The 15,136-nt window shown below is 38.9% G+C and carries 20 protein-coding genes; 17 read left to right on the forward strand and 3 right to left on the reverse strand.

Translation table 11 applies throughout. The annotated features are described in order from the left end of the window. Positions 1-15: 15 nt before the first annotated feature. The 13 genes from AC1DEF_RS02545 (at position 16) to lysA (ending at position 10,361) form a co-directional block, all read left to right on the forward strand. A complete protein-coding gene (locus tag AC1DEF_RS02545) occupies positions 16-846 on the forward strand; it encodes a purine-nucleoside phosphorylase (protein WP_097824565.1) in 831 nt (276 codons plus the stop codon). A 116-nt stretch (positions 847-962) separates the two neighbouring features. Beyond that, positions 963-2,129 carry a D-alanyl-D-alanine carboxypeptidase family protein gene (locus AC1DEF_RS02550; RefSeq protein ID WP_028410701.1) on the forward strand — a complete coding sequence of 389 codons (1,167 nt, stop codon included), beginning with the start codon at positions 963-965 and terminating at the stop codon, positions 2,127-2,129. 102 nt (positions 2,130-2,231) lie between these two features. Then, positions 2,232-2,582: an anti-sigma F factor antagonist gene (gene spoIIAA / locus AC1DEF_RS02555; RefSeq protein WP_013059076.1), complete on the forward strand. Its 351-nt coding sequence runs from the start codon at positions 2,232-2,234 to the stop codon at positions 2,580-2,582. Beyond that, positions 2,582-3,025 (forward strand): anti-sigma F factor, encoded by a 444-nt coding sequence (spoIIAB, locus tag AC1DEF_RS02560; RefSeq protein WP_013084935.1) that lies wholly within the window; start codon positions 2,582-2,584, stop codon positions 3,023-3,025. Before spoIIAA ends, spoIIAB begins: the two co-directional genes overlap by 1 nt. Positions 3,026-3,037: 12 nt before the next feature. Next, a complete protein-coding gene (sigF, locus tag AC1DEF_RS02565) occupies positions 3,038-3,799 on the forward strand; it encodes an RNA polymerase sporulation sigma factor SigF (protein WP_013059074.1) in 762 nt (253 codons plus the stop codon). Positions 3,800-3,960: 161 nt separating this feature from the next. Then, the gene (locus AC1DEF_RS02570) at positions 3,961-4,581 is read left to right on the forward strand and encodes a stage V sporulation protein AA (protein ID WP_097824564.1); all 621 of its coding nucleotides are present in this window, start codon (positions 3,961-3,963) and stop codon (positions 4,579-4,581) included. Further along, positions 4,571-4,993: a stage V sporulation protein AB gene (locus AC1DEF_RS02575; protein ID WP_014458301.1), complete on the forward strand. Its 423-nt coding sequence runs from the start codon at positions 4,571-4,573 to the stop codon at positions 4,991-4,993. The genes AC1DEF_RS02570 and AC1DEF_RS02575 overlap by 11 nt, the downstream gene beginning before the upstream one ends. 18 nt (positions 4,994-5,011) lie before the next feature. After that, positions 5,012-5,473: a stage V sporulation protein AC gene (spoVAC, locus tag AC1DEF_RS02580; protein WP_097824563.1), complete on the forward strand. Its 462-nt coding sequence runs from the start codon at positions 5,012-5,014 to the stop codon at positions 5,471-5,473. A gap of 13 nt (positions 5,474-5,486) precedes the next feature. Then, the gene (spoVAD, locus tag AC1DEF_RS02585) at positions 5,487-6,518 is read left to right on the forward strand and encodes a stage V sporulation protein AD (protein WP_097824562.1); all 1,032 of its coding nucleotides are present in this window, start codon (positions 5,487-5,489) and stop codon (positions 6,516-6,518) included. Then, positions 6,506-6,856, forward strand: coding sequence for a stage V sporulation protein AE (gene spoVAE, locus AC1DEF_RS02590; protein WP_025750441.1), 351 nt, complete (start codon positions 6,506-6,508; stop codon positions 6,854-6,856). The genes spoVAD and spoVAE overlap by 13 nt, the downstream gene beginning before the upstream one ends. 6 nt (positions 6,857-6,862) lie before the next feature. Beyond that, positions 6,863-7,429: a stage V sporulation protein SpoVABEA gene (gene spoVAEA / locus AC1DEF_RS02595; RefSeq protein WP_097824561.1), complete on the forward strand. Its 567-nt coding sequence runs from the start codon at positions 6,863-6,865 to the stop codon at positions 7,427-7,429. Continuing rightward, positions 7,422-8,903, forward strand: a complete 1,482-nt coding sequence (locus AC1DEF_RS02600) for a spore germination protein (RefSeq protein WP_097824560.1) — start codon at positions 7,422-7,424, stop codon at positions 8,901-8,903. Before spoVAEA ends, AC1DEF_RS02600 begins: the two co-directional genes overlap by 8 nt. A 138-nt stretch (positions 8,904-9,041) precedes the next feature. Next, entirely contained in the window at positions 9,042-10,361 is a 1,320-nt protein-coding gene (gene lysA, locus AC1DEF_RS02605) for a diaminopimelate decarboxylase (protein WP_097824559.1), read from the forward strand. 50 nt (positions 10,362-10,411) lie between these two features. On the opposite strand, the gene AC1DEF_RS02610 is transcribed toward lysA, so the two are convergent. Beyond that, positions 10,412-11,287, reverse strand: a complete 876-nt coding sequence (locus AC1DEF_RS02610; RefSeq protein WP_013059065.1) for a DUF1002 domain-containing protein — start codon at positions 11,285-11,287, stop codon at positions 10,412-10,414. A gap of 388 nt (positions 11,288-11,675) precedes the next feature. Between AC1DEF_RS02610 and AC1DEF_RS02615 the strand changes: the two genes are divergently transcribed. Further along, a complete protein-coding gene (locus AC1DEF_RS02615) occupies positions 11,676-12,110 on the forward strand; it encodes a peptidylprolyl isomerase (RefSeq protein ID WP_013059064.1) in 435 nt (144 codons plus the stop codon). 244 nt (positions 12,111-12,354) lie between these two features. After that, positions 12,355-12,708: a GNAT family N-acetyltransferase gene (locus AC1DEF_RS02620; RefSeq protein WP_013059063.1), complete on the forward strand. Its 354-nt coding sequence runs from the start codon at positions 12,355-12,357 to the stop codon at positions 12,706-12,708. 74 nt (positions 12,709-12,782) lie between these two features. On the opposite strand, the gene AC1DEF_RS02625 is transcribed toward AC1DEF_RS02620, so the two are convergent. Continuing rightward, complete coding sequence (locus AC1DEF_RS02625) at positions 12,783-13,304, reverse strand: DUF309 domain-containing protein (RefSeq protein WP_097824558.1); 522 nt, start codon at positions 13,302-13,304, stop codon at positions 12,783-12,785. Positions 13,305-13,436: 132 nt separating this feature from the next. After that, entirely contained in the window at positions 13,437-13,535 is a 99-nt protein-coding gene (locus AC1DEF_RS02630) for a YjcZ family sporulation protein (protein WP_170836726.1), read from the reverse strand. Between the two features lie 198 nt (positions 13,536-13,733). On the opposite strand from AC1DEF_RS02630, the gene AC1DEF_RS02635 reads away from it, so the two are divergent. Together AC1DEF_RS02635 and scpB are read left to right on the forward strand one after the other, a co-directional pair. Beyond that, positions 13,734-14,489 (forward strand): segregation/condensation protein A, encoded by a 756-nt coding sequence (locus tag AC1DEF_RS02635; protein ID WP_097824557.1) that lies wholly within the window; start codon positions 13,734-13,736, stop codon positions 14,487-14,489. After that, positions 14,486-15,058, forward strand: coding sequence for an SMC-Scp complex subunit ScpB (gene scpB, locus AC1DEF_RS02640; RefSeq protein WP_097824556.1), 573 nt, complete (start codon positions 14,486-14,488; stop codon positions 15,056-15,058). Before AC1DEF_RS02635 ends, scpB begins: the two co-directional genes overlap by 4 nt. Positions 15,059-15,136 lie beyond the last annotated feature (78 nt).

Below are 15,136 nucleotides of genomic sequence, written 5' to 3' on the forward strand. Positions count from 1 at the left end.
CAGGGGGAATGGAGTATGAAAAAAGAATATATTGAAAAAGCAGCAGCATATATTAAAAATCAATCAGCTGTTACACCAACAATTGGGCTTATTTTAGGCTCTGGACTAGGGGTATTAGCTGACGAAATTGAAGGCGCGGTAAAAATTCCGTATAACGACATTCCTGAGTTCCCGGTTTCAACAGTTGAAGGTCATGCAGGTCAATTAGTAATAGGTACTATTTATGACGTACCGGTTGTAGCTATGCAAGGACGTTTTCACTTTTATGAAGGGTACGCTCTTGATAAAGTAACATTTCCAGTGCGCGTAATGAAAGAAATCGGTGTAGAAACGTTGATTGTAACGAATGCAGCGGGCGGAGTAAACGAATCCTTTAATCCAGGAGACTTAATGATTATTTCTGATCATATTAATAATTTTGGAACCAATCCTTTGATTGGACCTAATGACTCTGATTTCGGAGTAAGGTTCCCGGATATGTCAACTGCTTACTGCAAGGATCTTCGTCAATTAGCGAAGAAGGTAGGAGCTGATTTAAATATCGCCTTACAAGAAGGTGTATATGTAGGAAATACAGGTCCAACATATGAAACGCCTGCTGAAGTGCGTATGCTTCGCATTATCGGGGGAGACGCGGTCGGTATGTCTACAGTGCCAGAAGTTATTGTGGCACGCCATGCAGGTATGAAAGTGCTAGGTATTTCTTGTATTTCTAATATGGCAGCTGGTATTTTAGATCAGCCGTTAAATCATGAAGAAGTAATTGAAACGACTGAAAAAGTAAAACAGCAGTTTTTATCGCTTGTAAAAGAAGTAGTAAAGCAGCTTCCAGCTTATCAAAAATAAGAAGAAAATATGACTTTAAGCATCGAGAATTTCTCGATGCTTTTTTTATTTCCCTTAGTATAAATCGATTATACCTTGGAAAAAATAGGTTGTATAAAGAATGGAGGTTTGTGGAGATGAAGCGAACTATTGTAAAGTTACTCGTTGTCATATTTTTATTTCCACTTATGACGCAACCTGTTTTAGCCGCAGAAAAAAAGAATTCCGAGCTTGCTGACAGTGCTAGGTCAGCTATTTTAATTGAACGGGATACAGGAAAAATTCTATACGAAAAAAATAGTAATCAAGAACTTCCCCCTGCCAGTATGACTAAAATTATGACAATGATTTTAATTATGGAGGCTTTGGATAAAGGGAAAATTACCTTAAAAGATAAAGTGCGGGCAAGTGAATATGCCGCTTCAATGGGAGGCTCACAAATCTTTTTAGAGCCCGGAGAAGAAATGACGGTAAATGATTTGCTAAAAGGGATTGCGATAGGTTCCGGTAACGATGCTTCTATGGCAATGGCTGAATATTTAGCTGGATCAGAAGAAAAATTTGTAGCAAAGATGAACCAAAAAGCCAAAGAGCTTGGTTTGACTCATACAAAATTTCAAAATCCGACAGGCCTGCCTGTAGAAAATCACTATAGTACAGCTCATGATATGGCCATGATGGGCAGAGAGCTGCTAAAGTATGAAAAAATTATTAACTATACAAGTAAATACGAAGCTTATTTGCGCACGGATACAGATAAGAAGTTTTGGTTAGTAAATACAAATCGCTTAGTAAAGTTTTATCCCGGCGTTGATGGACTCAAAACCGGATTTACAGGTCAAGCTAAGTATTGCCTAACAGCTACCGCTAAAAAGGGAAATATGCGAGTGTTAGCGGTTGTATTCGGTGCAAGCACGCCAAAAGATCGCAATAATCAAGTAACCAAAATGTTAGACTACGCATTCAGTCAATATACAACGAAGCCTTTATACAAAAAAGGAGACGTTATTACCAAGATAGATGTAAACAAGGGGAGCGAAGATCAGGTAACAGCTGTTACGTCCGAGCCTATTTCTGTTTTATTGAAAAAAGGAAATGCAGCCAAAGACGTTAAAACAGAAGTGAAAATGAACGAGAAGCTAAATGCGCCTATTCAAAAAGGCGACAAAATTGGAACGTTGACCATTAAGAAGGATAACAAAGTAGTTAGTTCTTCACCGCTTCTTGCAAAAGAAGATATCGATGCTGCTTCTTGGTGGAAGATATTCAAACGTACATTCTCTATTTTCTCTCAAACATCTTAAACAGCTAAATGTGACGAAATAGAACTAGTTTTGTCGGTGAGAAGGATTCTATTCTGTCGGCAGCGAAAGACTGACTATAAGATTTCCGAGGAGGTTTGTATAGTGAGTCTTTCGATTGAATTGGAATTCAAACAAGATGTCTTGTTGGTTCGATTAACAGGAGAATTAGATCATCATACGGCAGAAGAGCTAAGAAGCAAAATCACCGAAGCGATAGAGAAGGAATCTATCAGCCATTTGATTTTAAATTTACAGCATTTAACCTTTATGGACAGCTCTGGCTTGGGGGTTATTTTAGGGAGATACAAACAGGTTCATAATAACGGCGGGGAAATGGTTGTATGCGCTATTTCTCCTGCCATAGAACGTTTGTTTAATATGTCAGGCTTATTTAAAATTATTCGTTTTGAACCTAATGAAGAAAACGCGCTTCAAAAATTGGGGGTGGCATAATGAAAAATCAAATGAACCTCCAATTTTCCGCGCTTAGTCAAAATGAATCGTTTGCTCGCGTCACGGTAGCATCATTTATTACGCAGTTAGATCCAACAATGGATGAGTTAACAGAAATTAAAACAGTCGTATCTGAAGCAGTAACAAATGCTATTATTCACGGCTACGAAAGCAATCCGGATGGTGTGGTATATATTTCTGTGACGCTTCATGAAGACGGTGTAGTCGAGCTGATGATTCGTGATGAAGGAATTGGTATCGATAACGTGGATGAAGCCAAGCAGCCTTTATACACAACGAAACCAGATCTAGAACGTTCTGGAATGGGTTTCACCATAATGGAAAACTTTATGGACGAAATTCGAGTGGAGTCTACTGTATTAGAAGGTACGACCTTATATTTAAAAAAGCACTTAACAAATAGTAAAGCGCTATGTAATTAAGGAGACTTGCCAATGGATGTGGAGGTCAAAAAAAATAAAAACGAACCGTATTTAAAGGATCATGAAGTTAAAGACCTCATCAAGCGCAGTCAGCAAGGTGATCAAATTGCACGAGATACAATCGTCCAAAAAAATATGCGGCTCGTTTGGTCGGTTGTTCAACGTTTTATTAACCGTGGTTATGAGCCCGATGATTTATTTCAAATTGGATGCATAGGGCTATTAAAGTCCGTTGATAAATTTGACTTATCGTATGATGTTAAATTTTCAACATATGCTGTTCCAATGATTATTGGTGAAATTCAGCGATTTATTCGTGATGATGGCACGGTAAAGGTTAGTCGTTCTCTGAAAGAAATGAGCAATAAAATACGTAAGGCAAAAGACGAGCTTTCCAAATTACTTGGACGCGTCCCTACAGTCGCTGAGGTTGCAGAACATTTGGATCTCACTCCTGAAGAAGTAGTGCTAGCTCAAGAAGCTAATCGTGCTCCTTCATCTATTCACGAGACCGTCTATGAAAATGATGGAGATCCAATTACCCTTCTTGACCAAATTGCTGATCATACGGAAGCGAAGTGGTTTGATAAAATTGCCTTAAAAGAAGCAATTGAAGAACTTGATGAGCGTGAAAAGCTCATTGTCTATTTGAGGTATTACAAAGATCAAACTCAGTCCGAAGTGGCCGCAAGGCTGGGAATTTCTCAAGTTCAGGTATCGAGGCTTGAGAAGAAAATCTTAAAACAAATGAAGCTGCATATGAATGATACGTAATACTTAAGAAGCAATCCGTTTTGCTATTCAAACAAGAATAGTGAAACGGATTGCTTTTTTCATTTGGTAATTAATGGTCTGTTCAGAAACGTGAATTAGAAAATTTAAGAAAATCCATACTACACGTACAGGGAGATAATGAATCGTAAGGTGTGATATGAATGGAAAACGTTCTTTATCTTAAAATGAGGCATCGTATTCAAGTAAAACCTGATCAGGCTGTAAATATTGGACAATTAGCAATGGTTATAGCAGGAGATTCTGTTCAAAAGCAAATTGAAAAGCTAGTTGTATATCAAGTCAGTATGAGTGATCGAAATATTATCATTGTTGATTTAATGAAGGTAATTCAAAAAGTTGCCTCTCAGTATCCGCATTTAGACATTCAGACGATTGGACCCGCTCAAACGATTGTAGAGGTCGTGTATAAAAAGAAACAATATTCCTTTTTGTTTTTTCTAGCTGTTTGGTTTCTTCTCTTCATCGGAGCTGCTTTAGCAATTATGAACTTTCACGAAGATGTGAGTATGAGACAAGTACATCAAAAATTGTTCTATATGCTGACCGGTCTGAGAGATAAGCAGCCTTTGCTGATTCAAGTGCCTTACTCTATCGGTTTAGGCCTGGGAATGATTCTGTTTTTTAACCATGTCTTTAGAAAACGAATTAATGAAGAGCCTAGTCCTCTCGAAGTCGAAATGTTTAATTACCAGCAAGACTTAGATCAATACGTCATTATGCACGAGAATAAAGAAAGTATGAAAAAAATTGATGATCATTAACATTGTGATGACCATTGTAATTGGACTTGCGGGAGGACTGGCTGCAGGTGCTGGGTTTGTAGCATTTTTAACGGTGCTGGGCATTATTCCGCGTTTGATGCAGCTGACCAAAACCATGAAATATATTCAAGCATATGAATGGGGAGTGGTGGGTGGTGCTGTTACAGGCGGGTGGTGCAGTCTTCATCAATACACGTGGCAGTTTCCTGCGGTGCTTATTATGATCATAGGTCTAACGAGCGGTATTTTTATTGGGATGCTGGCAGCAGCGTTAACAGAAGTGCTTAATGTATTGCCGACGTTAACGAAACGGATAGGAATGGAAGGCAAGCTTATTTTATTGTTAATGGCCATTGTACTAGGCAAAGTATGCGGATCATTATTTCATTGGATTTATTTTGTTAATCAATAAGAAAAGGATGTATGTAACATGGCAAATAATCAAAAATTAAAAGATAACTATCAAGAAAGCATTAAACCATTTCAGCCTAAACCTTCATATGTGGCAAATTGCCTAAAAGCCTTTTTGGTAGGGGGAATCATTTGTACATTAGGACAGGTAATTCAAAATTTCTATATTGCATTTTTTGACTTTAATGAAAAAAATGCAGGTAATCCTACCGTTGCAACCCTTATTTTAATATCTGCGCTCTTAACTGGGTTTGGGATATATGATCGTATTGGTCAATTCGCAGGTGCAGGTTCAGCCGTCCCTGTTACGGGTTTTGCCAATTCCATGACGAGTGCAGCGCTCGAACATCGAAGTGAAGGGATTGTTCTCGGGGTTGCGACGAATATGTTCAAGCTAGCTGGAAACGTAATCGTATTTGGAACGGTTTCCGCTTATATTGTAGGAATCATTCGATACCTTTTTAAAACTTATTTGCTATGAAAAGAGGGGGATTATGAGAAAAACTGGAAAGCAAACGTGGGTTTATGAAAATCCTATTTACATTAATGCTACAGGAACAGCAGTAGGACCAAAAGAAGCAGATGGACCGTTAGGAGAAACATTTGATATTACACATAAAGATTTGCACTGTGAAGAAGACAACTGGGAGTTAGCTGAAAGAAGGCTGATGACGGAATCTATTGATTCCTGTTTGCAAAAAGTAAATTTATCATATGAAGACGTTGATTTGTTTTTGGCTGGAGATTTATTAAATCAAAACGTAACGGCTAATTTTGTAGCCCGACATAACCAAATTCCATTTCTATGCATGTTTGGCGCTTGCTCCACATCAATGGAAACGCTCGCAACGGGAGCAGCTCTTGTAGATGCAGGGTTTGCTAATCGTGTTATTGCATCAGCGAGCAGTCATAACGCAACGGCTGAGCGCCAATTTCGAAATCCTACCGAGTACGGAGGACAAAAACCAGATACAGCAACGGCAACCATTACGGGAGCAGGGGCAGCGCTGGTCTCGAAAGAAAAAGGTATTGTCCGTCTCACGTCTGCAACGATTGGTCGGGTAATGGATTACGGGATTAAAAATGCAAACGACATGGGTTCTGCTATGGCACCAGCTGCTGCAGATACCATTCAAAGACATTTGGAAGACTTAAACGTTGCTCCAAGCGAGTATGATCTTATTTTAACAGGAGATTTATCTGGTGTAGGAAGTCCAATCTTAAAACAGCTGCTCAAGGACGAAGGCTACGATATATCAACCAATCATAATGATTGCGGATTAATGGTATATCGCCCTGATCAAAATGTATTTGCAGGAGGAAGCGGCTGCGGCTGCTCGGCTATTGTCACGTATGGGCATATTTTAAATGAATTAAAATCAGGAAACTTAAAGAAAGTGTTTATGGTGGCAACAGGAGCTCTTTTAAGTCCAACGATGATTCAGCAAAAAGAGTCAATTCCAACAATTGCTCATGGCGTCGTCTTAGAACATATTGGGGAGGGGGATGATCAATGGAGTATGTAATAGCTTTTGCTGTAGGAGGAATCATTTGCGTTATTGGGCAGCTGCTGCTTGATTTTGCTAAGCTTACTCCAGCGCATGTTATGAGTTCGTTTGTAGTTGCAGGAGCGATTTTAGATGGATTTGGTCTTTATGATAAGTTAATTGAATTTGCTGGCGCCGGAGCGACGGTTCCAATTACAAGCTTTGGTCATTCTTTGCTGCACGGAGCGATGAAGCAAGCGGATGACCATGGATTTATCGGGATTGGGATTGGGATTTTTGAACTTACCTCGGCTGGAATTTCAGCAGCTATTTTATTTGCTTTTATTATCGCGTTAATCTTTAAACCGAAAGGATAAAAGATTATGAAAAAAAGAAGGATCATTATTGTAACGGATGGCGATGAATATGCTCGCAAAGCAATTGAGCATGTAGCTAAATCGGTTGGTGGCAGATGCATTTCGAGGTCATATGGAAACCCTACTACGTTAACAGGCAGTCAAACGGTAGAGCTAATCCTTCAAGCACCATATGATCCCGTCTTTGTGATGTTCGACGATAGCGGTTTCTTAGAGGAAGGACCGGGAGAGATCGCTTTGCTACACGTAGCAAAGCATCCTCAAGTAGAAGTTCTTGGAGTGATTGCCGTGGCATCACGTACTCATCAAAGCGAATGGACAAGAGTGGATGTAACCATCGATCGTTTTGGAGAAATATCGCATTACGGCGTGGATAAAAGCGGAATTCAAGAGTTAGAAGTCGGACGAATTAATGGAGATACAGTTTACTGCTTGGATCAGCTCGATATTCCCTTAGTTGTAGGAATTGGGGATATCGGCAAAATGGCTAGGATGGATGATGTTAAACTGGGATGTCCTATTACAGAAAAAGCGGCACGACTTATTTTAGAAAGGAGCGGTTCGTTTGGGTAAGCCAGCAGAGCAGAAAACAGCTATTTTTTCAAAAGTGCAAAAAAACGATCAGTGGTTCAAAGAAAACGCTAGTATGAATACAAGCTTTGATGTGGGCGTGCGTAAACTACTTATTCTGGATCGAGAAGTTCATGTTTACTATGTAACAGGACTGTGCGATAGTTCATTTATTATTGAAATTACAAAAGTGCTCGTTCAAATTAATGATAATGAAGTTGAACGAGCGAAGCTAAAGGATATTGTTGAAAACCGTCTTATTCATCAGCAAGTAAAGCCTTTAAAAACGCTGGATGATGGAATGGTTTCTGTTTTATCAGGACTGTTATTCGTTTTAATTGACGGTGAAGAAGTTGGCTTTGAAGTCGATGTGCGTACGTATCCCGGCAGATCGCCTGAAGAAGCGGATACAGAGAAAGTGATTCGCGGAGCAAGAGATGGATACACTGAAAACATCATTATCAATACAGCGTTAACGAGAAGACGAATCCGTGACGGAAGATTTCGTTTTGAAATTATGAAGGTAGGCGAACGTTCGAAACTGGACGTAGCGATTGGGTACATAAAGGGGGTAGCTGATCCAGGACTGGTTAAACTGATAAAAGATGAACTGGAAGCTATCGATGTAGATGGTTTGCCTATGGCTGACAAATCCATTGAAGAGTTTTTAGTCAAACAAGGAATTAATCCTTTTCCAATGGTACGCTATACAGAACGTCCGGACACAGCAGCAGCTCATGTACTAGAGGGGCATGTCATTATTATTACCGATACATCACCAAGCGTTATTATTACACCAACTACGCTGTTTCATCACGTGCAGCATGCAGAAGAATACAGGCAGTCTCCTTCTGTAGGTACCTTTATACGCTGGATACGGTTTTTAGGAATTCTTGCGTCTCTTTTCTTATTACCGCTATGGCTGTTATTTGTACTTGAGCCAGATCTGCTGCCGGCAAAATTGCAATTTATTGGGCCAAACGAAGCAACAAATATTCCGACAGTTATCCAGATTTTCTTAGCCGATCTAGGGGTTGAGTTCCTGAGGATGGCCGCCATTCATACGCCGACACCGCTTGCTACTGCTATGGGTTTAATTGCTGCAGCACTCATTGGACAGATTGCCATTGATGTAGGATTGTTTGTTCCGGAAGTTATTCTTTATGTAGCTATTGCGTCCATTGGTTCTTTTTCAACGCCAAGCTATGAGTTAGCAGTAGCAAATAAAATGCTGCGATTGTTTCTGTTAATTTTTGTGGCGGCCTTTCATACTCCAGGGTTTCTTATTGCAACAACGTGTATCATTCTCTATATGGCGCGATTAAAATCATTGAATACGCCTTATTTGTGGCCGTTTCTTCCATTCAACCCGCAGGCTTTATGGCAGATTATTATTCGTACACCGGTTCCTGGAGCAAATCCGCGACCTAGTATTGTGCATCCGCAGGATAAAGACCGCCAGCCTGCAAAACCTTAAACAAAATAGGTGGTTGAAACCTGTATGAAGATGTGATAGATTTGTTTTAAATATGGAAAATAATAAATATTTAGACAGTTAGCAGCGAATTGCCGTTAACTGTCTTTTTTACACTATACACAGGAACGGGGTCTAAACATGTTTTTACACGGAACAAGTCGCATAAATAAACAGGGCCATCTTGAAATTGGTGGAGTTGATACGCTTGAATTAGCATCAAATTTTGGGACACCCCTTTACGTATATGACGTGGCTTTAATTCGGCAGCGTGCTAGAGGATTTAAAGAAACATTTGAAAAGCATGGGGTAAAAGCACAGGTCGCTTATGCAAGCAAAGCTTTTTCTACAATTGCCATGCTCCAAGTCGTTCATGAAGAAGGTCTTTCGTTAGACGTTGTTTCGGGAGGAGAACTGTATACGGCTTTAGCAGCTGACTTTCCGAAAGAACGGATTCATTTTCATGGAAACAATAAAAGCCGAGCAGAACTAGAAATGGCCATCAAAGAAGATGTAGGATGCATTGTAGTTGATAATTTTTATGAAATTGCATTGCTTCAGGAAATAACGGAACAGTATCCAAAAAAGATGCCTGTTCTTCTCAGATTAACACCCGGAATTGAAGCTCATACACATGATTATATCTTGACAGGGCAGGAAGACTCGAAGTTTGGGTTTGATCTTCAAAACGGTCAAGCAGACGAAGCTGTGCGTCTTGTGCAAAATAGCAAGGGGCTAGAACTTTTAGGTATTCACTGTCATATAGGATCTCAAATTTTTGAAACAACCGGATTTATTATGGCGACTCAAAAGCTTTTTGCAAAAATGAAAGAGTGGAAACAACGTATAGAATTTGTTCCGCAAGTATTAAATTTAGGCGGCGGCTTTGGCATTCGTTATACGGAAGAAGATCAGCCTATTCCTGTTTCGCAGTATGTGGAAGTTATTATAGAAGAGGTCAAAAAGCAGTCTAAACAGTTAGAGGTAGAAATCCCTGAAATTTGGATTGAGCCCGGCCGCTCTCTTGTAGGAGATGCTGGAACGACTCTGTATTCAATTGGTTCTCGTAAGCATGTACCTAATGTACGTGAATATGTAGCCATTGACGGAGGAATGAACGACAATATCCGTCCTGCGCTGTATCAAGCGAAATATGAAGCGGTCATTGCCAATCGAATGAATGATGAGAGTGATGAGCTTGTATCTATTGCGGGTAAGTGCTGCGAATCGGGGGATATGCTGATGTGGGATGTACACCTTCCAAAAGCAAACCCAGATGATTTATTAGCGATGTTTTGTACAGGCGCATACGGTTATTCTATGGCAAGTCACTATAACCGTTTGCCAAAGCCAGCTGTCGTGTTCGTGGAAGATGGAGAAGCACAGCTAGTCGTAAAACGCGAAACGTATGAAGATATTGTAAAAAATGACGTGAAATACAAGGTGACGGTAAAAAAGTAACGAGTGATTAACGTAAAAAAAAGAGCCTCTTGTTCAAGAGGCTCTTTTTTTTATGAGAATAACGATTTAATAGCATTAATAATATCAACAAAGAATTGCTTTAATTTATCAAGAAATGATTGGCCTTCTTCTGACTGAAGAAATGTTGTTACTTTTTCCTTTGTCGCAGAAAGTTGGTCTTTTACTTGATTCCAATCGATGTTCATATCTTTTAAACGATTGAAAAAATCAACAAGTGTATTAAGCTCTGAATCTGTTAATTTAATACCTAAATCATCAGCCACTCGCTGAATTAACGTGCGTAAATCGTCCTTTGTTTGAGGATTTTCTTTGGCAATTTCTTCTTTAATCGTTGCCATAAACTGCGCTGCTTTTTCTTTACCGATTTTTTCACCAAGCTCAGATGTCTGGACCATCTCTTCATTGGCTGCTTTTTTTACTTCTTCTGGGATTTTTTGATCTGTTTGAACTTCATATGCTTTCATAATACCTGTTAAAGCAGCTGTACCAGATACTTCAAATGGAGCGGTAATCTGGATTTTTGCATCTTTAACGCCGGCGGTCATCAAAGCATTAATATACATGTCGTCTGTAATACCATTAATATTTTGAGTTGATACGCTTAAACCTGAATCTTTTGAACCAAGGGTAATACTAGAAGATGAAATAGCACGAGATCCAATAGTAGCCTTTGGAATAAAGTCACCTAAATATTCATGCTCTTCTTGGTTTGTCACGGTTACTGTTTGAGCATTGCTTGGCGCATCAAGGTCATTTAATACCTGTTGCTTCTGAGAGCTGGTTAAGTCCTGACCTAATGTAATAATAACATCGCCCGGAGCAGCATCTGCAAAACTTTTTAAGGGTGCGGTTAGGAATAGAAGAAGACCTAATGTCACCATCATTGCTTTTATCGTTAATTTCAAACCTTTTTCCTCCTTTAATCCCATACTTGCCCTATTATAATACGGGCAGGTCTGAAGTAACAGAGTCAATTCATCATTTTCCCATAAATCAGTCTAGAGGCGTAGATTTCTATATGAAATGAAATCTATGTATCTCCATCACTGTATTAGACGGATGATACTATAAAAAGTTTCATCTCACAACTACTATTTTTTATTTAGAGCCCTACGAGAAGAAAGTGAAAAAGTGCATTCATTGAATTCATGAGCTTGTTTGTAGTAGAATAGAGTGAGTTTATAAATGTAAGTGTTCTACTCTAGGTGGCACTTACAATTTTTACGTTTTGCCGCTTTGATAGGGAAAACAGAGCCTATAGCGGTACTAATACATATATTGGAGGTCATTTATATGAAAAAAGCAAGTATTCTAATGGAAAATGGCGAAAAAATTCTAATCGATTTATTTCCGAACGAAGCACCAGGAACAGTAGAAAACTTTGAAAAGTTAGCTAATGAAGGATTCTACAATGGCGTAACGTTCCACCGCGTTATCCCTGGATTTGTTTCTCAAGGAGGAGACCCAACTGGTACAGGTGCTGGCGGCCCTGGCTACTCAATTAAATGTGAAACAGAAGGAAACCCTCACAAACACGAAGCGGGTTCTCTATCAATGGCACATGCTGGTAAAGACACAGGCGGCAGTCAGTTCTTTCTTGTTCATGAGCCACAGCCTCATTTGAACGGTGTTCACACTGTATTTGGAAAAGTAACAGAAGGACTTGATACAGTGTTAAAAATGAAAAATGGCGACGTAATGAAAGAAGTAAAAGTCTGGGAAGAATAAGAGCATACTGCTATAAATGGATATTAGCTAATAAAACGTCATAACAACCTTTTACAGGGGGTTACGGCGTTTTTTCTTCGCGCAACAGCTCAAAAAGCGTAATAGATTAGGTTTCTCATACACGCATGACATAGGACAAGCTTTTGTGTAATATTGCTATTTACTTATAAATTTTGTATGATAAAAGCAGTAAAAAACGCAGCGCATTAATTTGTAGGAAAGTTTGAGGACGAGGGAGAATCGTATGCTTATTCGCTATAAACGAAACTATGAAAAAATTGCCATGGGTCTTCTATCGTTTGTACCTACGGAAAAAGATTTAAAAAAACTTCAACAAACGATGAAAGAATATGAGCAAAACGAACATTGGCAGCTGTATCTTTGGAAGCAAGAAGAAGATATTATTGGGATTGTTGGCATTTCCATGCTCGATAAAAGTTTGATTGAGGTTCAACACGTCAGTGTAAACCCTTCACACCGCCAACAGGGCATTGGCAAAAAAATGATTAAAGCTCTTAAAGAAATGTATACGACTGCACAAATTAAGCCGAGTGAAATTATCGCTCCGTTTTATGAAAAGTGTCAGGCGGATGAATAAAAAAAGCATGATTAGGTAAGGTGTGAAAGCTTCTTTCACATCTTAGTCATCATAAAACAACAGGTAGCTAGAAGCTACCTGTTGTTTTGTTTTGCCAATAAGTTCGCTTGCCTTTCCGCAATCACATCTGACCGATCTCGCGTGCTGTGACGATGAACAATCGCATCATTTTGCAGATTAGAAGCTGATAACCAGACAAGCTGTTTATCAGTGCTTCTTTGTTTGCAAGCTCGTAATAATGCTGGATCTTCAATGGGCAAGTTAATACTTTTATATGGCTGATAGGTATCGATTAAAGCTAATTGTTTGCGAAGAAGTTTAAGCAGTGAAGGATAATTAAGTCCAAGCTGTGCAATATTTTCTTCTTCCTTCGTTAAAATTGCCAGCGTCTTTTGCATCGTTCTTTTGGCTCCAGCGAAATTTTGGCGTCGATGATGATAGAGTGAAACAGCAATTTGAATAAGGCCAACCCAAATAATATTGCGGTGTCCTCTTTGGTCTTTTTTCCAGTGTTCTTCTAGCAGTTCATGACATTCAAAGTAATCCCGGTCGCCATGAAAATGAACTAAATAATCAATATAGGCTTGTGAATACAATCTTGTTCCCTCCTGGTAAGGCTCTATATGTAGTGTATCACAAAAATTAGCTATTCATCAGCGCGGTGCCTTTAAAGAGACAAACGTGCTCAAGGTATGGCGAACACGTTTGTTTTTATTCAATATGTGTGGTTAGAAGCGTAAGCAAGAACAACCAACAATAATTAATAAAATAAACAGTACAACAATTAAAGCGAAACCGCTACCGTATCCACAAGATTTTTCACCCATGCGAGTTCCTCCTTCAGCCATTTCAAAATCTTATTACCTTGACATCATATGTATGTTTAAACTTTTTGTATGGGCAAATGACCTATTTTTACGTTAATTTGTATTGGACATGTGTCTATAATCCTCTATACTAATGATAGTAACGTTATATAAAGCAGCAGAAATGATAAGCAATTGAAAAGTGTTGGTGAGATAAAAGTGGAGTATAGTGTAAAAGTAGATGCGTTTGAAGGACCTTTAGATCTTCTTCTGCATTTGATTAACCGATTTGAAATTGATATTTACGATATCCCAGTAGCGACAATTACTGAGCAATATATGATGTTTATACATACAATGAATGAGCTTCAGCTAGACGTTGCCAGTGAATATCTAGTCATGGCAGCAACTTTGCTTCAAATTAAAAGTAAAATGCTTCTGCCTACGTATGAAGAAGATATGGATGAAATTGAAATGGTCGATGAAGAAGATCCGCGTGAAGAATTGATGCAGCGCTTAATTGAATATCGAAAGTTTAAAGAAGCGGCTGTAGAGCTTCAAAAGCTGGAAGAAGACCAAAGTCATGTGTATACAAAACCTCCAAGTAATGTGCAAATAAATGCAGAAGAACGTACGCAGCTTCAGGATGAAGGATTGGATATATCACTGTATGATATGCTAAGTGCTTTTCAAAAGTTGATGAAACGAAAGCAAAATAAAAAGCCTATGCAGACGAAAATAGCAAGGCAAGACATTCCAATTGACAAGCGCATGAGTGAAATTGTGAATGAATTAAAAGTGTTTAAAGGGAAAAAAAGTTTTTATCAGCTGTTTCCTTATCAAGAGCGTGATCATATTGTTGTAACGTTTTTAGCTGTGCTGGAATTAATGAAAGAAAATGAAATCGTTGTGGAACAGCAGCACAATCTAGATGAGCTTTATGTATCGTATCGAGAAAGGAATGAAGAGGAATGACAACGAAAAATCTACAGGCTATTATTGAGAGCTTACTTTTCGTTTCTGGTGATGAAGGTCTATCCATTAGCCGGTTAGCTGAGATTATAGAAAAGCCTCATGAAGACATTCAAGGTGCTTTGGAGAGCTTAGAGCAAGAGTGTAAGTTCAGAGGAGTTACACTTGTTGAAATAGGAGGGTCCTATCAGCTTGTCACAAAAAAAGACTATGCACCATATATTGAGAAGCTCGTAGAAGCTCCCGCTAATCAATCATTATCACAAGCAGCGCTTGAAACGTTAGCTATTGTAGCGTATAAGCAGCCAATTACAAGAGCTGAAATCGAAGAGATTCGCGGAGTGAAAACGGAAAGACCTCTTCAAACTTTAATTGGAAAAGTTTTATTAAAGGAAGTGGGACGAGCGGAAGGCGCAGGGCGGGCCATCTTATACGGAACGACAAAAGAATTTTTAGGCTATTTTGGCCTTAAAAGTATCGAAGAGCTGCCGCCGCTTCCAGAAGATTTATTACAAGAAGGAACCGATCAAGAAGCAGATTTGTTTTTTCAATCGTTTCAAGAAATGAAGTGAAAATGTAAAAGAACATAGAGTTTTTTCTATGTTCTTTTTTGTATGGACAAATCTTTTCATTCATAACCAAAAAAGACG

The organism is Priestia sp. 10L35, assembly GCF_056395685.1.